Here is a 16182-nt window from a genome sequence, read left to right as displayed (position 1 = left end):
CCGGTTTCACGCTCGTGCGCTTTGCGAAGCATCGTCGCTAAGGACGTGTCGCTTCGGAACATTCTTCGCGGGAATGATGGATGAATTCGGGCCGCGTCGCAAGCGCCGCTTCAGATACGGTCTGAAACGTCCCGTGATGACGCATCCGCAGCATCGCTTCGCACGCGCGGCACGGGATCGAACAGCGCGAACAACAACAGGCCGGCGAAGAAGCCGCCGATATGCGCCTGCCAGGCCACGCTCGTGGTTTCCGCATCGACCCCGATCGCGCCCACGCCGAAGATGATGTTGATGCCGAACCAAACGGCGAGGAAGCCGACCACCCGCCCGTCGCGGAGCGCGCGCGACAGCGGCAGCGCCGGAACTTTCGCGGCGGTATCGGCATCCGATCGGCTGAACGACAGGAAGCTGCCGCGGACGAAGGCAAAGCGGATTGCGGCTGCCATCGCGCCCGACACCGAGGCCGAGGCGCCGATCATCGGCGCCACCGCATGCTCATGGGTGATGAGATGGGCGAGCGCGCCGGCCGCCGCCGTCACGGCCAGGAAGACGAAGAACCTGACGGTGCCGAAACGCCGCGCCAACGCGCTGCCGAACGGCAAGAGCCACAGCACGTTGAAGCCGAGATGGGTGAGATTGGCGTGCAGCAGCGAATAGGTGACGAAGGTCCAGACCTTCGCCCCCGCCCCGCCCGGGATCTGCAGATTGAGCAGCGAGGAATCGTAGCGCTTCGGGATGAAGCCGAAGACGTCGATGGTCCAGTTCTCGAGCTCGGGCGGTAGCAGCACGTGCAGATGGATCACCGCCAGCAGCAGGATATAGGCGGTCAGCGCCGGAGGCAGCGTCAGGATCGGCTCGCGCGGAGCCTCCACGACGGCCGGCGGGCCCGGCTCAGGACCTTGCGGCGACGAATCTTGCGGGGAATCCAAGGCAGCTTCGCTTTCGGGCGACATCGGGGCGACAGACTTGGAGATAGGCGCCTTTGCCGTCCCTGCGCAAGTGCACAAAAGGAAAAGGCAGGGCCGAAGCCCTGACTGTCCGTGTCGGTCTTCCGGTGGCCGGAGAGATAAGGCGTATCCCCACCCCTCCCCGCGGCCCGTGACCAAACTGTTTGACGCCCTGTACAGGCCCCGCCGAGAACCTGGAGAAAAGCGGCGAGGCTTGCGACCGCGGTCACCATAGCAGGCGCGCGGCCGGCACGAAGCGCATAGTTAATTTAACGTTAACGACGCAAAGGCCGGCCCAAGAAGCCTGAAAACGCGCCGGCGGCATGGACGCTGCAAATCCCCTCCTGCACAACAACAGAAGGGATCGCGGGTGCACTGAAGCGGGACAAGTCTGTCCCTTCGAGGTTGCACCCCGGGGCGAGCGTTCAGTCATGAAACATCCGTCGAGCCGCGCGTTCTTCGCGTATTGGGACAAGAAGCGCGGCACTGCACGGGCTCCTGACCGGGCCGACATCGACCCGGCCGCGGTCCGCGGCCTGCTCGGCGACATCTTCGTGCTGTCCTGCGAGCCGAACCTCGGCTTCCCGTTCCGCGTCGCCGGCACGCGCGTCTGCGCGCTCGCAGGAACCGACCTCAAGGACCGCAGCTTTGCGGCGCTGTTCACAGAAGCAAGCCGCAGCGAGATCGAGGAGATCACGACGATCGTCGCCGACGAGACGCTGGGCGCGATCGCCGGCGTCACTGCCGCGCGCGAGGACGGCAGCAAGGCGCATCTCGAGCTCCTGCTGCTGCCCTTCAACGCCCGCCCGCATACGCCGGTCAGCGTCACCGGCGTGCTCGCGCCGTTCGACGACGAATGCGGCACGTTGTCCGCCTTCACCCTCACTTCCTGGCGCTACCTGCACCAGCCGGAGAAACTCCTGCCGCGCGCCATCCGCAAATTGCAGATCGCGCGCGGGCTGATGGTGTATGAGGGGCTGCGATAGAGCCCCTGCAGACGTGCGGCGATCCTGCGATGGATCGTCGCGCAGCGTGACCGTTTTTGCCGGATTTGCGTCATTCCTGACGTCGATGCGACCGGATAGCTTCCGCGCCGCGTGAGACGAGCGGGTGACATCATGATGAGCTGGCGCAATCTGGCGTGGACTGCCCTCGGCGGCATGACATTGCTGGCAGGGATCGGCGCGACCTGGCTGCTCCTGCTGCCAGCCGCGCCAGCCTCGGGAACCGCGCCTGCGATTTCCAGAGACGAAACCGAATCGACCCTGGCGGCGCTGAAACCGCCGAAACGCAAGCGCCCCTTGATCGCCATCGTCGGCATCAACGACATGAGCGAGACCACCGATTACCTGATGCCCTACGGCATTCTCGCCCGCGCCGATATTGCCGACGTCCTCACCTTGTCGACGCAGCCAGGGCCCGTCACGCTCTATCCCGCCCTCAAGGTGCAGCCGCATGCGACCATCGCCGAGTTCGATGCCGCGCACCCCGATGGCGCCGACTACGTCATCGTGCCGGCGATGAGCCGCGACGACGACGCAACGGTCTTGCACTGGATCAGGAGCCAAGCCGGCAAGGGCGCGATTGTGATCGGCGTGTGCGTCGGTGCCACGGTTGTTGCCAACACCGGGCTGCTCGACGGCAAGCGGGCCACGACGCATTGGTATTCCGTGGGCGATCTGAAGAAGCATTCGACGATCCGCTACGCGGCGGACCGCAGGCTGGTCGTCGACCAGGGCGTCGCGACGACCACTGGCATCACCGCATCCATGCCGATGGCCCTCACCTTGATCGAGGCGATCGCCGGCCGCGCCAAGGCCGAGGCGGTCGCCGGCGACATCGGCCTTGCGCGATGGGACGCACGCCACCGCAGCGACGCGTTCAGCTTCACACGCCCCTTCGCGCTGACGGCGATCGCAAACACGCTCGCATTCTGGAAGCGCGAGCAACTCGGCATCGCGTTGACGCCTGATGTCGACGAGGTCTCGCTCGCCCTGATCGCCGATGCGTGGTCGCGCACCTACCGCTCGCGCGCCCTCACCTTCGCCGCCACGGCAGAGGCGCGGACCAGCCGCAGCGGTCTTCGCATCCTGCCGGACCGCATTGCCGGGAGCTGGCCGGCGGAGCAGGCCGTGCCGGATTCCGGCGCCTCGCCGCCGGCGCGGGCGCTGGACGAAACGCTGCGCGCGATCGAGACGCGCTACGGAGCACGCACGGCCGACTTCGTGGCGATGCAGCTGGAATATCCGCGATAACGACCGCCAGGATCTTTCCCGCTGCGCGCATCGCCGCGGCGGAATAGATTGGAAGGACACCACGGAACGACGGATCGACATGAGCAAGCCGCATTGGCGTCCCGCGCGCGCCTCCGACCTTCCTGCGATAAGCGCGATTGCGGCACGCATCCATCCGGCGTTGCCCGAACGCGAAGAGGTGCTGGCGGAGAAGATCAGGCTTTGCCCGGAGGGCTGCGGCGTGCTCGATACGGACCAGGGCATCATCGGCTACGGACTGGCACATCCCTGGATACGGTACCGAATTCCGCCGCTCGACGGCTTTCTGCAAGCATTGCCCGATCGCGCCGACTGTCTCTACATCCACGACGTCGCCGTATTGCCGGAGTTCCGCGGCGGCGGCGTGCGCGCTTATGTCGGTGATATCGAGAAGCTGGCGCGTGCATCACGCATCAGAACGCTCGCGCTGGTCTCGGTCTACGGCACGCCGCCGCTATGGGAACGCGTCGGCTTTCGGACCGTGACGGCGGACGCCGAGTTGCACGCAAAGCTCGCATCCTACGGCGACGGCGCGACCTACATGCTGCGCGACCTCGCCGCGACGTAATGCCCGTCCCCGGGCAAATTGATCGGATTGCTTCGCAGGACGCCGTCAGGCTGCTTCTTCACGCCGCCCCCGCGCGGAACGACTGCCTACCCCCGGACTTCCCGTTTCGTAGACCCAGGCCTCCTTGGCAAACCACTCGTGCGTTGCCGCACACATCTCGCAATAGGTGCGAGAGAAGAACACTACACTGCACCGAAATCGTTCGCGGTCCATCTCGATGCCGGTCGAAATGGCTCGGCCCGTTTCCGGGCACTTGATCATCACCATACCCATCTGATTTCCTCCAACTCGGCATCCCTTCACGGAAGGGCGTCGCCGCCATCAGCCGGACGGCGTCTCTTCTGGCGAAGACGCTCGTCCGCCGATTCACGCGGCCGATAGCCTCGATTCAAGCTGCCCTGTGCAGAACCCGGTTGAAGCTCTTCTTGATCGGCTCGGCCGTCTCGGTCGCAACCTTCTGAGCAAGGTCCCAAAGCTCCCGGTTATGCCCGGAAGCCATTTCAAAGGTCCTGCGGCTGTGGGTGGTGGAGAGGTTCACGACATCCGCAAACGACCTCGCATCGGCCAGTTGGGACAGGAATTCCAGGGTGGAGCTGGTATTGATTTTCGATATTTCGATGACCTTGGTGCCGTAGTCGGCGGCACGCGTGGCATTGGTCGCACAGGCTTCGCGGAAAGCGTCGGTGATCTCCTCGGAAGCCGCCTTCATCTGCTCGAGATTTGCCTTGGCCCGCGCGGCGCCCTGCTCGGCAAGATCACCGAAGATCTCCTGGATATTGAAAAACGGCACGTCGAACTTGAGCCTTGCACCACCATTCCCACCCGCGGGAGTGGCATTCGTCTCGGCTTTCACATTGGCATCATGCATCGTCATTCCATCCTTTCACGCGAAACCAGATGTTGGATTGAAGACTCTCAGAAGCTCCCGGGTGCGGGCCGCACCGGGAAACCAGTGCCCCTACTCTCAAAAATGGAGGGATGCTGCTGATGAGCTGCTCTCGCCCCCCTGCCGATGCCAACTATGACCAACCAGGATCGGACCTTCAGTTCGCTTTCAGACTCTCGACTTGATTAAATTCGATTCAAGCGACGCCTCGCCGCAGGCGCCGCTCTTGCCGCTTTGAGTTTGCCGAAAAGGATTCTGCCAACTCGAGAAGGCGCGGGCTCGCAGGCGCGTCCGGATGGCACCATGTTACTGATTGATTGCGCCATAGCGCACCGCGCGAGCCTTCGGCGGCGTTAGTCTGGCCGGGGCCGGAAAGCGGCAGATCAGCCCCGACGCTTCTTCTTCGCATTTTTCTCGGGCGCGCCCTTCGCAGGCCACGGCGTGACCGAAGGCTCTGCATGGCCGGGCTTGTTCTTGTGCTTCTTTTTCTTTGCGAAAGAACGCGCATCACCGAATTTCGACGCGCGCTCGCCCTGAGGCTTGCTGCGCGACTTGAATCCACTCGCCTCGCGCGGGCGATCCTCGCGCCGTTCATGATGAGCGCCGGCCTCGCGCTGCGGCGCGCGGGGGCGCTCCTGAGGAGCTTCTTGCCGGTCCGGCGCATCCGTCATCGGCTCGATCCGGATGCTGTCTTCCTTGTCGGGACGCTTGATCTTTGCCGCAAAGGATTCGGCGACCCGCTGGGAGATCTCGAACTCGGTGGTGGTGTCCATGATCCTGATGGCGCCGATGTCGCGCTTGTCGATGCCGCCGCGGCGACAGATCATCGGCAGCAGCCAGCGCGCTTCCGCGTTCTTGCGGCGCCCGATGGCGGCGCGAAACCAGACGCTGCCATCCGCCATGGCGTGCTTCGAGGATTTCCCAGCCTTCGACCGCGGCTTGGCGCGGTCCTCGCCCTGTTCCGACCTATCACGCCCGCGTTCCGGCCTGCCGCTTCGCTCGCCGGGATCGATGATGTCCTCGGGCGACGGCAGCCGCGCGCGATAAAGCCGCGCGAGCGCGGCGGCGATGTCCTCGGCCGAGCGCTCGGCCAATAGCGATTGCGCCAAAGCCAGATCGTCGGGACCAGTCTCCTCCGTGAACAGCACGTCCTTCATGCGCGCATGATCGAGCTTGCGGATGTCTTCCGCCTGCGGCGCCGTGCCCCAGACCGCGTCGACCCCTGCGAGATCGAGCAGCAGCTCGGCGCGCCGCCGCCGCGCGGGCGGCACCAGCAGGACGCTCGTCCCCTTCCGGCCCGCGCGCCCGGTGCGGCCCGAGCGATGCTGCAGGACCTCGGCGTCGTTGGGCAAATCGGCATGAATGACGAGGTCGAGGCTCGGCAGGTCGATGCCGCGGGCGGCAACGTCGGTCGCGACGCAGACGCGGGCGCGGCCGTCGCGTAGCGACTGCAGCGCCAGGGTGCGTTCGTTCTGCGTCAATTCACCCGACAGCGCGACCACAGAGAAGCCGCGCTCCAGGAGCGCGGCTTGCAAATGCCTGACGGCATCGCGCGTGCTGCAGAACACCAGCGCGCTCGGCGCCTCGTAGAAGCGCAGCACGTTGACGACGGCATGCTCGACGTCGGCGGGCGCGATGCGGATCGCGCGGTATTCGATATCGGCGTGGCCGCCCTCGTCGCCGGCGACCTCGATCCGGAAGGCGTCGCGCTGATATTGCCGCGCCAGCGCGACGATGCCACGGGGAAACGTCGCCGAGAACAGCAAGGTGCGGCGCGTCTGCGGCGTGGTCTCGAGGATGAATTCCATGTCCTCGCGAAAGCCGAGATTGAGCATCTCGTCGGCCTCGTCGAGCACAACCGCGGCGAGCTCGGAAATGTCGAGACGGCCGCGCCGCAGATGATCGCACAGACGCCCGGGGGTGCCGACGACGATATGCGCGCCGGCGGCGAGCTCGCGCTGCTCGCGCCGCGGATCCATGCCGCCAACGCAAGAGACGACACGCCCGCCGGCATGCCCATAGAGCCAGGCCAGTTCGCGCTGAACTTGGAGCGCGAGCTCGCGGGTCGGCGCCACGATCAAGGCCAGCGGCGCGGCCGCCGGTGCGAACTGCTCGGCGTCATCGAGGATGTTCTTCGCGATAGCCAAGCCGTAAGCGACGGTCTTGCCGGAACCGGTCTGGGCCGAGACCAGGAGGTCGCGGCTGGTGGCTTCATGGGCGAGCACCGCGAGCTGGACGGGCGTCAGTGAATCATAGTTCCGCTCGGCCAAAGCGCGGGCGAGCGGCGGGGTCAGGGCCGGAAGAGACACGAGATGGGAAACCTTGTTTGATTCAGGCGCGCGAACGGTTGAACCGGCGCCCCGAGCTGCGTGCGCGGCAAACGGCCCGACCGCACGCTGATTTGATCTGGGCGCTCTTTACGCCAAGCGCCCGGAAATCACCATAGCCGTGATGCATGGCTTGACGGCGAGCCGCGCCTGAAGCTTGCAGCGGATTTTTGCGGCCAGCTCGATTAACCTTGGCGCGGCGGAATCGGCCTATAGCCGAGCCACGCTCACGTCTGGCGATATGGGGAATAAAGATGCGATTGGCGGTCATTTCCGACATCCACGGCAATCTCGCCGCGCTGGAGGCGGTGCTGGCGGATATCAAGACGCGGGGCGTCGATCGGATAGTCAACCTCGGCGACTGCGTCACCAGCCCGTTGTGGCCGAGGGAAACGTTCGAATTCCTCCAATCGCTGGCGTTGCCGACCGTGCGCGGAAATCATGATCGCTGGATCGAGGAGTTTCCGGACGACAAGCTCTCGCCGGCAGGTCTGTTTGCGCGAAACGCACTGACTGCAGAGCAGCGCCGCGCGCTTCACAACCTGCCCTCCCAGCTGCGGCTGGACGACGGCATCCTGGCCTGCCATGGCACGCCCGAGAGCGATACGGCGTGCCTGCTGGAGGACGCACTCGACGACGGCCGCTTCGTGCCGGCACGCCGCGACGTGCTGGAAGCACGCCTTGCGAGCGAGCCGGCGGCGCGCGTGGTGCTGTGTGGCCATAGCCACCGCCCGGCCGTCGTTCACGGGCCGCGCGAATGTCTGGTCCTCAATCCCGGCAGCGTCGGATGCCCTGTTTTCGCTGACATTCCCTTTGCCGCGAAACTGGAACACCGCTCGCCTCACGCCCGCTACGCGATCCTCACCAAGGGCAAAAGGGGCTGGCAGGTCGAGCTGCTGGTCCTCGAATACGACTGGGAGGCCGCCTCGGCGCGCGCGCTCGCCAACAACCGTCCGGACTGGGCGCACGCCATGTTGTCGGGATACGTCAAATAGAATTTCTCAGATCTCGGCGTACACCTCCAGCAGATTCCCGTCGGGATCGCGGAAGAACAGCGTGCGATGGCCGAAGGGCTGGTTGGTCGGCGGTGACAGCAGCGCCACGCCTTGCCGCACGAGTTCATCGGCGCACGCGTCGACCTCTGCAGCAGAGACCTTGAAGGCCAGCTGCAGCGAGGCGCTGCCCGCTGGCGTCGGTGCATCGCTGGCGGTGCGGCTCGGCCTTGCCAGCACCAACGTGTTGCTGCCGAGGCCGTACTCGATCCAGTTCGGCGACAGCTCGCGCGAGAGCGGAAAGGCGAGGACGTCTTCGTAGAAGCGGCGCATCGGCGCCATGTCGCGCACGAAGATGACCGTGTAGTCGATCGCGCGGATGGCGTGGAAGGGGGATTGTCGGGCTGGTTCGGGTGTCTTTTCGTCGGTCATTTCGTCGCTCGTTCCAGGCTCCGACTTTTAGCCCGCATGGAGCAAAGCGGAATGCGGGACGGACGTCCCCGGATTACGCTCGGCTCCACCCGGGCTACGGATTTTGTCTATCGCAGCAGGCCGCCATCATAGCGCAGCTCATAAAGCGGTGTACCATCCTGCCGGGCAATCGTCTCCACACCGTGGAAGCGATCGGTACCGCCTTCGATCTCGTTGCGGTACGCCATGCCGTCCTGCTCGAACAGGCGAGGTCCCCGGTAAGGCTCTTCGACGCCGACGCGCAGCAACGCCTGGCGCAGGAATTTGTAGATGGCGAGGAAGATCTCCCGCTCCGTGATCTCCGCACGAACGCCGCCGCTGTAGCTCATCGACCAGATGACGCGTTCATCCCGCGACACGGTCTCCTGCCCGACGAAGAAGCCCATCCCGAAATAGATATCGCGATAGGCATAAGGCGGCGCGTGATGCTCGAGCTGCTTGGAGCCGGTAAGCAGCGGCGCAGCAACGGTCGCATCGTCATCGAGACCCGCATAGGTGCGGCGTTTGGCTTCGACCAGGAACGCCGCGAGATCGTGAGGCGCGGACGGCATCGTCTACTCCACCAGCTCCGGCCACGGCACGATCGTCGCCTTCACCGTCTTCATCGCCATTGCGTCCTGCACGGCCTGCGCGACGCCCGCTTCCGTGAACGGGTAGATCGTCTGCATTTTCAGCCACGGGTATTTGTCACGGGTGCGGTAGAGCATGTCGACGCCGAGCGGGAGGTCGTTCCCGGTGAAGCCCCAGGATCCCAGCACGTTGAGATCCTTGGTGCAGATGCGGTGCCAGGAGGTGTCGATCGAGCCGGCGTCGGTGAACTGGCCCATCTCGACATAGGTGCCGCCGTCGCGCAGCATCTCGATGCCTTCGGGGCCGGCTGAGGGGTGGCCCGAGCAGTCCATCACGAGATCGGCGCCGAAGCCGCCGACGATCTCGCGGACGCGCGCAATGCGATCCTGCGGTGATTTCAGCTCCTCGATGTTCACGGTCGCCTCGGCGCCGAACTCACGCGCCAGCTTGAGCCGCGGCTCCTCCGGCGCGCCGACGCAGATGATGCGCCCCGCCCCCATCTCCCTGGCGGCCGCGACCGCCAGAATGCCGATCGGGCCGGAGCCCTGGATCACCACGGTGTCGCCCCAGCTGAATCCGCCGGCGCGGGTCGCACGATTGAAGGCCCGAATGCAGGAGGTCAGCGGCTCCGACAGCGCACCCAGGCGCAACGACATGTCGTCCGGCAGCTTGTAGATCTTGGTGCCCGGCAGCATGTCGAGATCGACATAGACATATTCGGCCCAGCCGCCCCACAAATGCGGCGCCTTGTCGAAGCCGAGATAGCGGCCGTAATAGACCGGCGTCAGGCATTTGTTCGCGGTTTGCGGATAGTGGATGCAATAGTAGCAGCGGCCGCACGGCATCAAGGGCGGGATCATCACTTTCGATCCAACTTTGAGCGGCTTGCTCATGAAATCTTCGGTGAACTCGTCGCCGCATTCGACGATGACGCCGCCGAGCTCGTGTCCCAGCGTGAACGGCCAGGGCAGCGGCTTCGGCCAGTGCCCCTTGAGGATATGGAGATCGGTGCCGCAAACCCCGCAGGCGCCGACCTTGATCAGCGCAGCCTTGCGGCCGACCTTCGGCCACGGCACGGTGCGGATCACGGGCTCCGAGCCGGGACCTGCGTGGGTGCAGACGCGGATTTGTTGCATGGCTGTTTCCTCGCTGCCCGCTTGTTGTGTTTTGATTGTGCGGGCTGAGGCGAAGCGTATGTGAGATGCGCGCTCGTGCCAAGCGGACAGGATCGTAGCCCGGATGGAGCGCAGCGCAATCCGGGAGAAGTCCATCCACGGCTAACGGCCCGGATTTCGCTTCGCTCCATCCGGGCTACAGGACTAAAGGCCGCAGACGCATATCTGCCGCATGCTTTCCGCCGTTAACGTGCTGCGATCGAAATCACCGAAGCGCTCGATGAGGCGGAGGCCGCCCGAGGTCACGAGCAACGGCATCTCCTGCGGGAAGATGTTGCGCATCGGCAAGGCGGCTTGCCAAAAATCCTTCTCCGTCTTGCTCGACCAGCACCAATCCACGTGCCTGATCTGGGTGAGCGGGTCGTATCTCGCAGTCTCCTCGACAGTGATGGCGCCAAGGCGATCGTGGACCACCGTGCCGATCAACTCGCGCTTGTTGGGATCAGCGTTGAGCATGGCGATATTGGGCAGGAAGGCGTCGAACACCAGCCGACCCTGCGGCGACAGATGTCTGCCGACCGATCCGAAGAAGTCTCTGAAGTCGTCGAGACTATGCAGATGCAGGATCGAGTTCACGGCGACGACGATGGTGTCGAAAGTCCGCCCGCCGAGATCGAAATCGCGCATGTCCAACTCGACGAAGCCGGGCTCAACCGCGTTCGCCCTGGCGTAATCTCGCGCCCGCTCCAGCATCGCGCAAGACAGATCGCCTCCAATGACATCAAGGCCCGCCCGCGCCAATGGAACGGTGAGGCGACCGCTCCCACAGGCAAGATCGAGCACGCGGCCACCGCGTTCGCGCGCGATGTCGACATAGAAGCCTTCGAGGATCGGATCTGGCGGCGCCATCAGGTCATAGAGATCCGGCCGATCGTAGAGACTGTTCTGTTCCATGGAGACGATCGTAGCGAATAATTCCGTGCCCTGCATGCGGCGACTGCTGCGGCTCGACGAGCGCAGGCCGGAAGCCGCAAGGCTCGCACCTCAGATAACGCAGGCCTCGTGGCAGGAGTGCATGGCTGCTGTTCCAGCACGCCCAATTGTCTTGAGCGCCGACTGGCGAACGTGTAAGGCGCCAGGAGTCTCACCTCAGGTCCTCCAGTGAACCCCCTCCCCCAAAATCCCGTGGCCGCGTCCGGATCGTTCGCGGCGATGAGGTCCGTGCCCTACCGTCTCCAGTTCGCCTCTTACGTGCTGGCGATGATGGCCGACAATATCGAGCATGTGATCAGCTATTGGGTGGTGTTCCAGAAATTCCATTCGCCGACGCTGGGCGGGTTTGCCGTGCTGTCGCACTGGCTGCCGTTCCTGCTGTTCTCCGTCGCGGTCGGCGGCCTCGCCGACCGGTTTGATCCGCGCCGCATCATCCAGTGCGGCATGCTGCTGTTCATCGTCGCCTCCGCCGGTTGGGGCTTCTTCTTCCTGACCGATACGATCCAGATGTGGCACGCGATGCTGCTTCTGGTGATCCATGGCTGCGCCGGCGTGCTCTGGCAGACGCCGAACCAGCTCTTGCTCTACGACCTGGTCGGCCCGGCCGACCTGCCGAGCGCGGTGCGGCTGAACGCGATGGCGCGCTATCTCGGCATCCTGGTCGGCCCCGCGGTGGGCGGGCTCATCATGCTGACGCTCGGTCCCTCGCACGGCATCATCTTCAACACGCTGTTCTATCTGCCGATGCTGCTGTGGCTGTTCTGGGCCCCGATCAGGGACAAGAGCGTGGCGGCGCGCCGCTTCGCGGTGCGCGGCCTCGCCGACATCGTGCTCACCATCCGCGCGATCGGCACCCAGCCCGTGCTGTCGGCGATGACGTGGCTCGCCGGCCTCACCTCCTTCATGATCGGCAACGCCTATCACGCCCAGATGCCGGGCTATGCCGGCGATCTCGGCCATGGCGATCCCGGCGTCTCCTACAGCGTGCTGCTCGCCTCGGACGCGGCCGGCGCATTGCTGGCCGGCATCGCGCTGGAATCCTGGGGACGGCTGAAGGGCACCCCGCGCACCGCGATCACGCTGGCGATGCTGTGGAGCGTGGCGCTGCTCGGCTTCGCGCTCGTGCCGGTCTATCCGGTCGCGATCGCGCTATTGTTCTTCGCGGGCTTCTTCGAGCTCTCCTTCAACACCATGGCGCAGGCGCTGGTGCAGCTGAACGCCCCGCACGACATCCGCGGCCGCGTCGTCGGCCTCTACAACATGGCCGGGCTCGGCATGCGCGCCTTCAGCGGCATCACGGTCGGGGTGGCAGGCGCGGCGATCGGCATCCACTGGTCGCTCGGCTTGTCGGCCGCCGTGCTGCTGGCGCTGCTGTGCCTGCTTTATGGGCGCGCCGCGAGGAAGCCGAGCCCCGCCTGAAGGTGTGGCTTTTCGAGCGCATCGTGTCTGTCCGTGTCCAGCGCGCCCGATCCTAACGCGGCATTAACCCTGTGCACCTTAGGGTCGCAAGGACTCCGCCCGGGCGGGGGGTCGGGTGTTGGAAATGGCGTTGGCGAACAAAAAATTTCTTCCGGCCGCCGAGGAGCGCAGGCGCTTCCAGCGGGTGAAGGTGCACCTGCTCGGCCGCTACATGCTGCCGGACCGCCGGGAATTCCCCTGCCAGGTGATCAACATGTCGCCGGGCGGCCTCGCCTTGCTCGCCCCCGGCATCGGCAATGTCGGCGACCGCGTGGTCGCCTATCTCGACCATATCGGCCGCGTCGAGGGCAAGATCACCCGGATCATCGACAACGGCTTCGCCATGACCATCGGTGCGACGCCGCGCAAGCGCGACAAGCTCGCCGCGCAGCTGACCTGGCTCGCCAACCGCGACATCCTCAATCTGCCGGAGGACCGCCGCCACGACCGTATCGTGCCGCGCAACCCGATCGCGGTGCTGACGCTCGAGGACGGCACCAAGATGACCTGCCGCATCATCGACCTCTCGCTGTCGGGCGCGGCCATCGCCGCCGAGAACCGGCCGCCGCTGAAGTCGACGGTTCTGCTCGGCCGCGTCCAGGGCCGCGTGGTTCGAAACCTCGAGGACGGCTTCGCGCTCGAGTTCATGCACGAGCAGCCAGTGGAGACACTCGAAGAGAGCGTTACCGCGCGGTAAAGCGCAAGGACGCGAAAACCTCCATATTTCCAGGCTCGAAGGCGGCTTCCGCGATGCGGACGCCGCCTTTTTCATGTCTCGCGGTGAATGGCCAGCGGTTAACGGAGGGGCCGCAGATGAGCGCAAACAACGCTCCTCCCAGCGTTTCCGCGTTAATAGATAAAATTTGAATCAATTGCAGTCATATCCAATTTTACGCGAATTCTATTCAAGTATAGATCGAATTCGCCGCGCCTTTTACTTGCATTCGTCTCGACTTGACTTGGTCGACTTAGCGGCAACTCAAAAGCTCCGTGCGAAATGTGGTCCCAACAAGAAACGGGGGCCGCAATGTTTGACTTCAGGGGACGGGGGAAGGGACTGGCGCTGGCCGCCATGCTCTTCGGGATCAGCGCGGCAGCGCAGGCCGGCGAAGGCCGTCTGCTCTACGCGAGCCTCGGCGACACCACGCGTGCGCCGATCGGCTGGGTCGAGTTCTGCGCGGACAATGCTGCCCAGTGCCAGGGCGCACCGCTGCAGCCGCGCGACATCGTGATGTCGCAGGCGGCTTGGCGCGACCTCGTCAAGGTCAATCGCTGGGTCAACGAGACCGTCAAGCCTCTGACCGACCAGGAGCACTGGGGCGTGATCGAGAAGTGGTCGCTGCCGTCAGACGGTTACGGCGACTGTGAAGACTACGTGCTGTTGAAGCGCAAGATGCTGATGGACGCCGGCTGGCCGCGCCAGGCCCTGCTCATCACCGTGGTGCGCGACAAGAAGGGCGAAGGCCACGCGGTGCTGACGGTGAAGACCGACAAGGGCGAGTTCATTCTCGACAATCAGAACGAGAACGTCCTCGCCTGGACGGAGACCGGCTACCGCTTCGTCAAGCGCCAGTCGCAGAGCGATCCCAACGTCTGGGTCTCGCTGGGCGATACCAAGCCGGCGGTCTCCACCGCCAGCGCGAAAGATCAGTAGGAACGAGACAACAGGTTACGCGACCCGGTCACATCCCCACCCCTCCCCGTCCCAGACCGGTTCGCGCGCGGCCAGCCATCCCCCAATGGCTGGCCGCAACTTTTTTGGGAAAGCGCGATCAGCTCTGCTGGCCCTGGCGCGACCAGGGCACGCGTGCGGCGGCAAAATCCCGCCAGCTATCCTGCAAGCCCTGCTGCACGCCGATCGATGCCCGCGCCTGCCAGCCGGCGATCGCGGCCGCCGCAATGGCGCTGTCGCGATCGTCAGCGCCGAGCCCGTCGAGCAACGAGGCCGTCACCGCCATGTCGTTGAAGACGCCGAGCTCCTCCTGCAAGCCGGCGAGCCGGCGTGCGAATTTTCGTGCGGACTTGCGATCCTCGTAGAGCGGCAGCAGGAACTCGCCGAGATAGCGCAGCCGCTTGGTGGCGAGCCGCACGCGGTGCAGTTCGTCGACCGTCAGCGATTTGAAGCGGCGGCCGCGCTTGAGCACCTTCGCGTGCTGTTCCGATAGGACGCGCTGCGCGAAATTGAGGGCGGGCTCGGCGAGCCGGCCGAGATCTTCGGGCGCGACGCCGTTGCGCCAGCCGCGCGTCTCGATCCAGCCGCCGAGGCCGATCAGGAAGAGCGCGCAGCGGCGATCATCGAGCGCGTGGCGGGCGCTGCGATAGGCTTCCGCCTGACGCTGAGCCGCGGCGCGCCCAAGCGCATCGAAGCCCGCGACCGAAGGACAGGCTCTTGCGATCGCCGGCAAGGTGTCGAGCTGGAACACGTCCCAGTCGCGCGCGGCGGACAGGCCTTGCGCCAGCCATTTGGCCTCCGAACGCAGCGCCTCGAGATTGCTGAGCGCGCCGACCGAACGCATCAGGTCGAGCGCGGATCGCAGCCGGCGCAGCGAGACGCGCAGCTGATGCACGCCTTCCGGATTGCGGCCGTCCTCGGCCGCCGGCAGCGATTGCAGCAGGTGAAGGAAGCAGGCGCGCAGGATGGTCGCGAAGGCTTCGTCGAGCGTCACGGAGGGATCGAGGCGAAGCTTGCGCGGCCGGCGTGCCGACGGCGGCAGGTCCGCGGCAAGGTCGAAGCCGCGCGCAGACTTGCTGCGGATGGACGGCTTCACCGTTCCGTGCTCCGCAAGGCGCAGAGCGATCTCGTAGATCGCGCTCGTGCTGCCGCTCTTCAGCTCCAGCTCGATCTCGCTGACTGGAACCGACCGGTCGCCGGCCGTCAGCTCGCCTTGGTCGAAGGCGACCTCGACCGTGCCGGACGGCAGGTCGACGATGCGCGTATGCCGGTGCACATCGGCCGTGAACACCGCTTCCAGCGGCTGCGCCTTGAGTTGCTCGCGAAGCTTCTCCGGAATGAACGGCATCGCCAAAGCGAGATCGGGCACAAGCGAATGCACACTTGCTTCCCATTCGCCGCGACGCAACGGATCGTCCGCAACTTCGGTCTTCACGGTCTGCACGAAACGCGAGCCGCTGTGGCGGACGCGCAAGCTGAGGCCAGCGCGACGCAGCGCCCGCTCGGGCGTGTCGTAATAGACGGACTTGAGACGTTTGCGCGTGCCCTTGTTGCGTGCATTCGCTGCGATGACGGGCGCTGCGCCGAAATGCGCCATGCGATCGGCACCAACGAGCAGCTTGAGCTCGATTTCGGCGGCGGGAGATGCGGGCTGGGTCGGGCTCGGCGCGGGCGTCACGTCCTGCGATGGCGTCTGCTCAATGGCAGCGCGCTCCTCGACCGTCGCGGGTTCCACGCTGACGTCCTCGCGTCGCCCCGGGAAGCCGGTGAGGAGCTGCCTTCTCTTGGTGTTCCCAACAGCAGGATTGGCTTCCGGTGCGCCCGGAGTCTTGCGAGCCGGCGCAGCATCTGACTTTAGCATTTGCAATAACATGACAGTTCGATGACAAGGCGACAGGATATAGCCTGTA

General features: G+C 65.3%; 16 protein-coding genes. 7 read left to right on the top strand and 9 right to left on the bottom strand.

The genetic code is table 11. The features are described from left to right. Positions 1 to 110 precede the first annotated feature (110 nt). Positions 111 to 929, bottom strand: coding sequence for a rhomboid family intramembrane serine protease (locus tag I6F31_RS14115; RefSeq protein ID WP_036015285.1), 819 nt, complete (start codon positions 927 to 929; stop codon positions 111 to 113). 449 nt (positions 930 to 1378) lie between these two features. Between I6F31_RS14115 and I6F31_RS14110 the strand changes: the two genes are divergently transcribed. From I6F31_RS14110 to I6F31_RS14100, 3 genes are all read left to right on the top strand, one after another. Beyond that, positions 1379 to 1933 carry a PAS domain-containing protein gene (locus tag I6F31_RS14110; RefSeq protein WP_036029643.1) on the top strand — a complete coding sequence of 185 codons (555 nt, stop codon included), beginning with the start codon at positions 1379 to 1381 and terminating at the stop codon, positions 1931 to 1933. A 135-nt stretch (positions 1934 to 2068) separates the two neighbouring features. Continuing rightward, positions 2069 to 3202: a DJ-1/PfpI family protein gene (locus I6F31_RS14105; RefSeq protein ID WP_036015286.1), complete on the top strand. Its 1134-nt coding sequence runs from the start codon at positions 2069 to 2071 to the stop codon at positions 3200 to 3202. 79 nt (positions 3203 to 3281) lie between these two features. Next, complete coding sequence (locus I6F31_RS14100) at positions 3282 to 3788, top strand: GNAT family N-acetyltransferase (protein ID WP_225185565.1); 507 nt, start codon at positions 3282 to 3284, stop codon at positions 3786 to 3788. 45 nt (positions 3789 to 3833) lie between these two features. On the opposite strand, the gene I6F31_RS14095 is transcribed toward I6F31_RS14100, so the two are convergent. The 3 genes from I6F31_RS14095 to I6F31_RS14085 form a co-directional block, all read right to left on the bottom strand. Then, positions 3834 to 4061 (bottom strand): hypothetical protein, encoded by a 228-nt coding sequence (locus tag I6F31_RS14095; protein WP_225185564.1) that lies wholly within the window; start codon positions 4059 to 4061, stop codon positions 3834 to 3836. A 115-nt stretch (positions 4062 to 4176) separates the two neighbouring features. Further along, positions 4177 to 4662, bottom strand: a complete 486-nt coding sequence (locus I6F31_RS14090; RefSeq protein WP_225150468.1) for a phasin — start codon at positions 4660 to 4662, stop codon at positions 4177 to 4179. Between the two features lie 395 nt (positions 4663 to 5057). Beyond that, positions 5058 to 6983: a DEAD/DEAH box helicase gene (locus I6F31_RS14085; protein ID WP_225185563.1), complete on the bottom strand. Its 1926-nt coding sequence runs from the start codon at positions 6981 to 6983 to the stop codon at positions 5058 to 5060. 272 nt (positions 6984 to 7255) lie between these two features. Between I6F31_RS14085 and I6F31_RS14080 the strand changes: the two genes are divergently transcribed. After that, complete coding sequence (locus I6F31_RS14080) at positions 7256 to 7996, top strand: metallophosphoesterase family protein (RefSeq protein ID WP_225185562.1); 741 nt, start codon at positions 7256 to 7258, stop codon at positions 7994 to 7996. Positions 7997 to 8002: 6 nt separating this feature from the next. On the opposite strand, the gene I6F31_RS14075 is transcribed toward I6F31_RS14080, so the two are convergent. From I6F31_RS14075 to I6F31_RS14060, 4 genes are all read right to left on the bottom strand, one after another. After that, the gene (locus tag I6F31_RS14075) at positions 8003 to 8425 is read right to left on the bottom strand and encodes a VOC family protein (RefSeq protein ID WP_036015254.1); all 423 of its coding nucleotides are present in this window, start codon (positions 8423 to 8425) and stop codon (positions 8003 to 8005) included. 107 nt (positions 8426 to 8532) lie between these two features. Then, on the bottom strand, positions 8533 to 9015 hold the full coding sequence (locus I6F31_RS14070) for a DUF5680 domain-containing protein (protein ID WP_225185561.1): 483 nt from the start codon (positions 9013 to 9015) through the stop codon (positions 8533 to 8535). 3 nt (positions 9016 to 9018) lie between these two features. Then, on the bottom strand, positions 9019 to 10170 hold the full coding sequence (locus I6F31_RS14065) for a zinc-binding dehydrogenase (protein ID WP_225115092.1): 1152 nt from the start codon (positions 10168 to 10170) through the stop codon (positions 9019 to 9021). 183 nt (positions 10171 to 10353) lie between these two features. Beyond that, the gene (locus I6F31_RS14060; RefSeq protein ID WP_158284384.1) at positions 10354 to 11103 is read right to left on the bottom strand and encodes a class I SAM-dependent methyltransferase; all 750 of its coding nucleotides are present in this window, start codon (positions 11101 to 11103) and stop codon (positions 10354 to 10356) included. Between the two features lie 207 nt (positions 11104 to 11310). On the opposite strand from I6F31_RS14060, the gene I6F31_RS14055 reads away from it, so the two are divergent. From I6F31_RS14055 to I6F31_RS14045, 3 genes are all read left to right on the top strand, one after another. Further along, a complete protein-coding gene (locus tag I6F31_RS14055) occupies positions 11311 to 12561 on the top strand; it encodes an MFS transporter (RefSeq protein WP_345944093.1) in 1251 nt (416 codons plus the stop codon). Between the two features lie 124 nt (positions 12562 to 12685). Continuing rightward, positions 12686 to 13297, top strand: a complete 612-nt coding sequence (locus tag I6F31_RS14050; RefSeq protein ID WP_025037137.1) for a PilZ domain-containing protein — start codon at positions 12686 to 12688, stop codon at positions 13295 to 13297. 330 nt (positions 13298 to 13627) lie between these two features. Continuing rightward, positions 13628 to 14254, top strand: coding sequence for a transglutaminase-like cysteine peptidase (locus I6F31_RS14045; RefSeq protein WP_225124837.1), 627 nt, complete (start codon positions 13628 to 13630; stop codon positions 14252 to 14254). A 118-nt stretch (positions 14255 to 14372) separates the two neighbouring features. Here the strand turns inward: I6F31_RS14045 and I6F31_RS14040 are convergent, their stop codons facing one another. After that, complete coding sequence (locus I6F31_RS14040; RefSeq protein ID WP_225185560.1) at positions 14373 to 16133, bottom strand: CYTH and CHAD domain-containing protein; 1761 nt, start codon at positions 16131 to 16133, stop codon at positions 14373 to 14375. Between the last annotated feature and the right edge of the window lie 49 nt (positions 16134 to 16182).

The organism is Bradyrhizobium sp. NBAIM01 (genome assembly GCF_020194115.1).
Classification (GTDB): domain Bacteria; phylum Pseudomonadota; class Alphaproteobacteria; order Rhizobiales; family Xanthobacteraceae; genus Bradyrhizobium; species Bradyrhizobium yuanmingense.
Note: the sequence above shows the minus strand (reverse complement) of the source record. Positions and strands in the feature narration are given on the sequence as shown.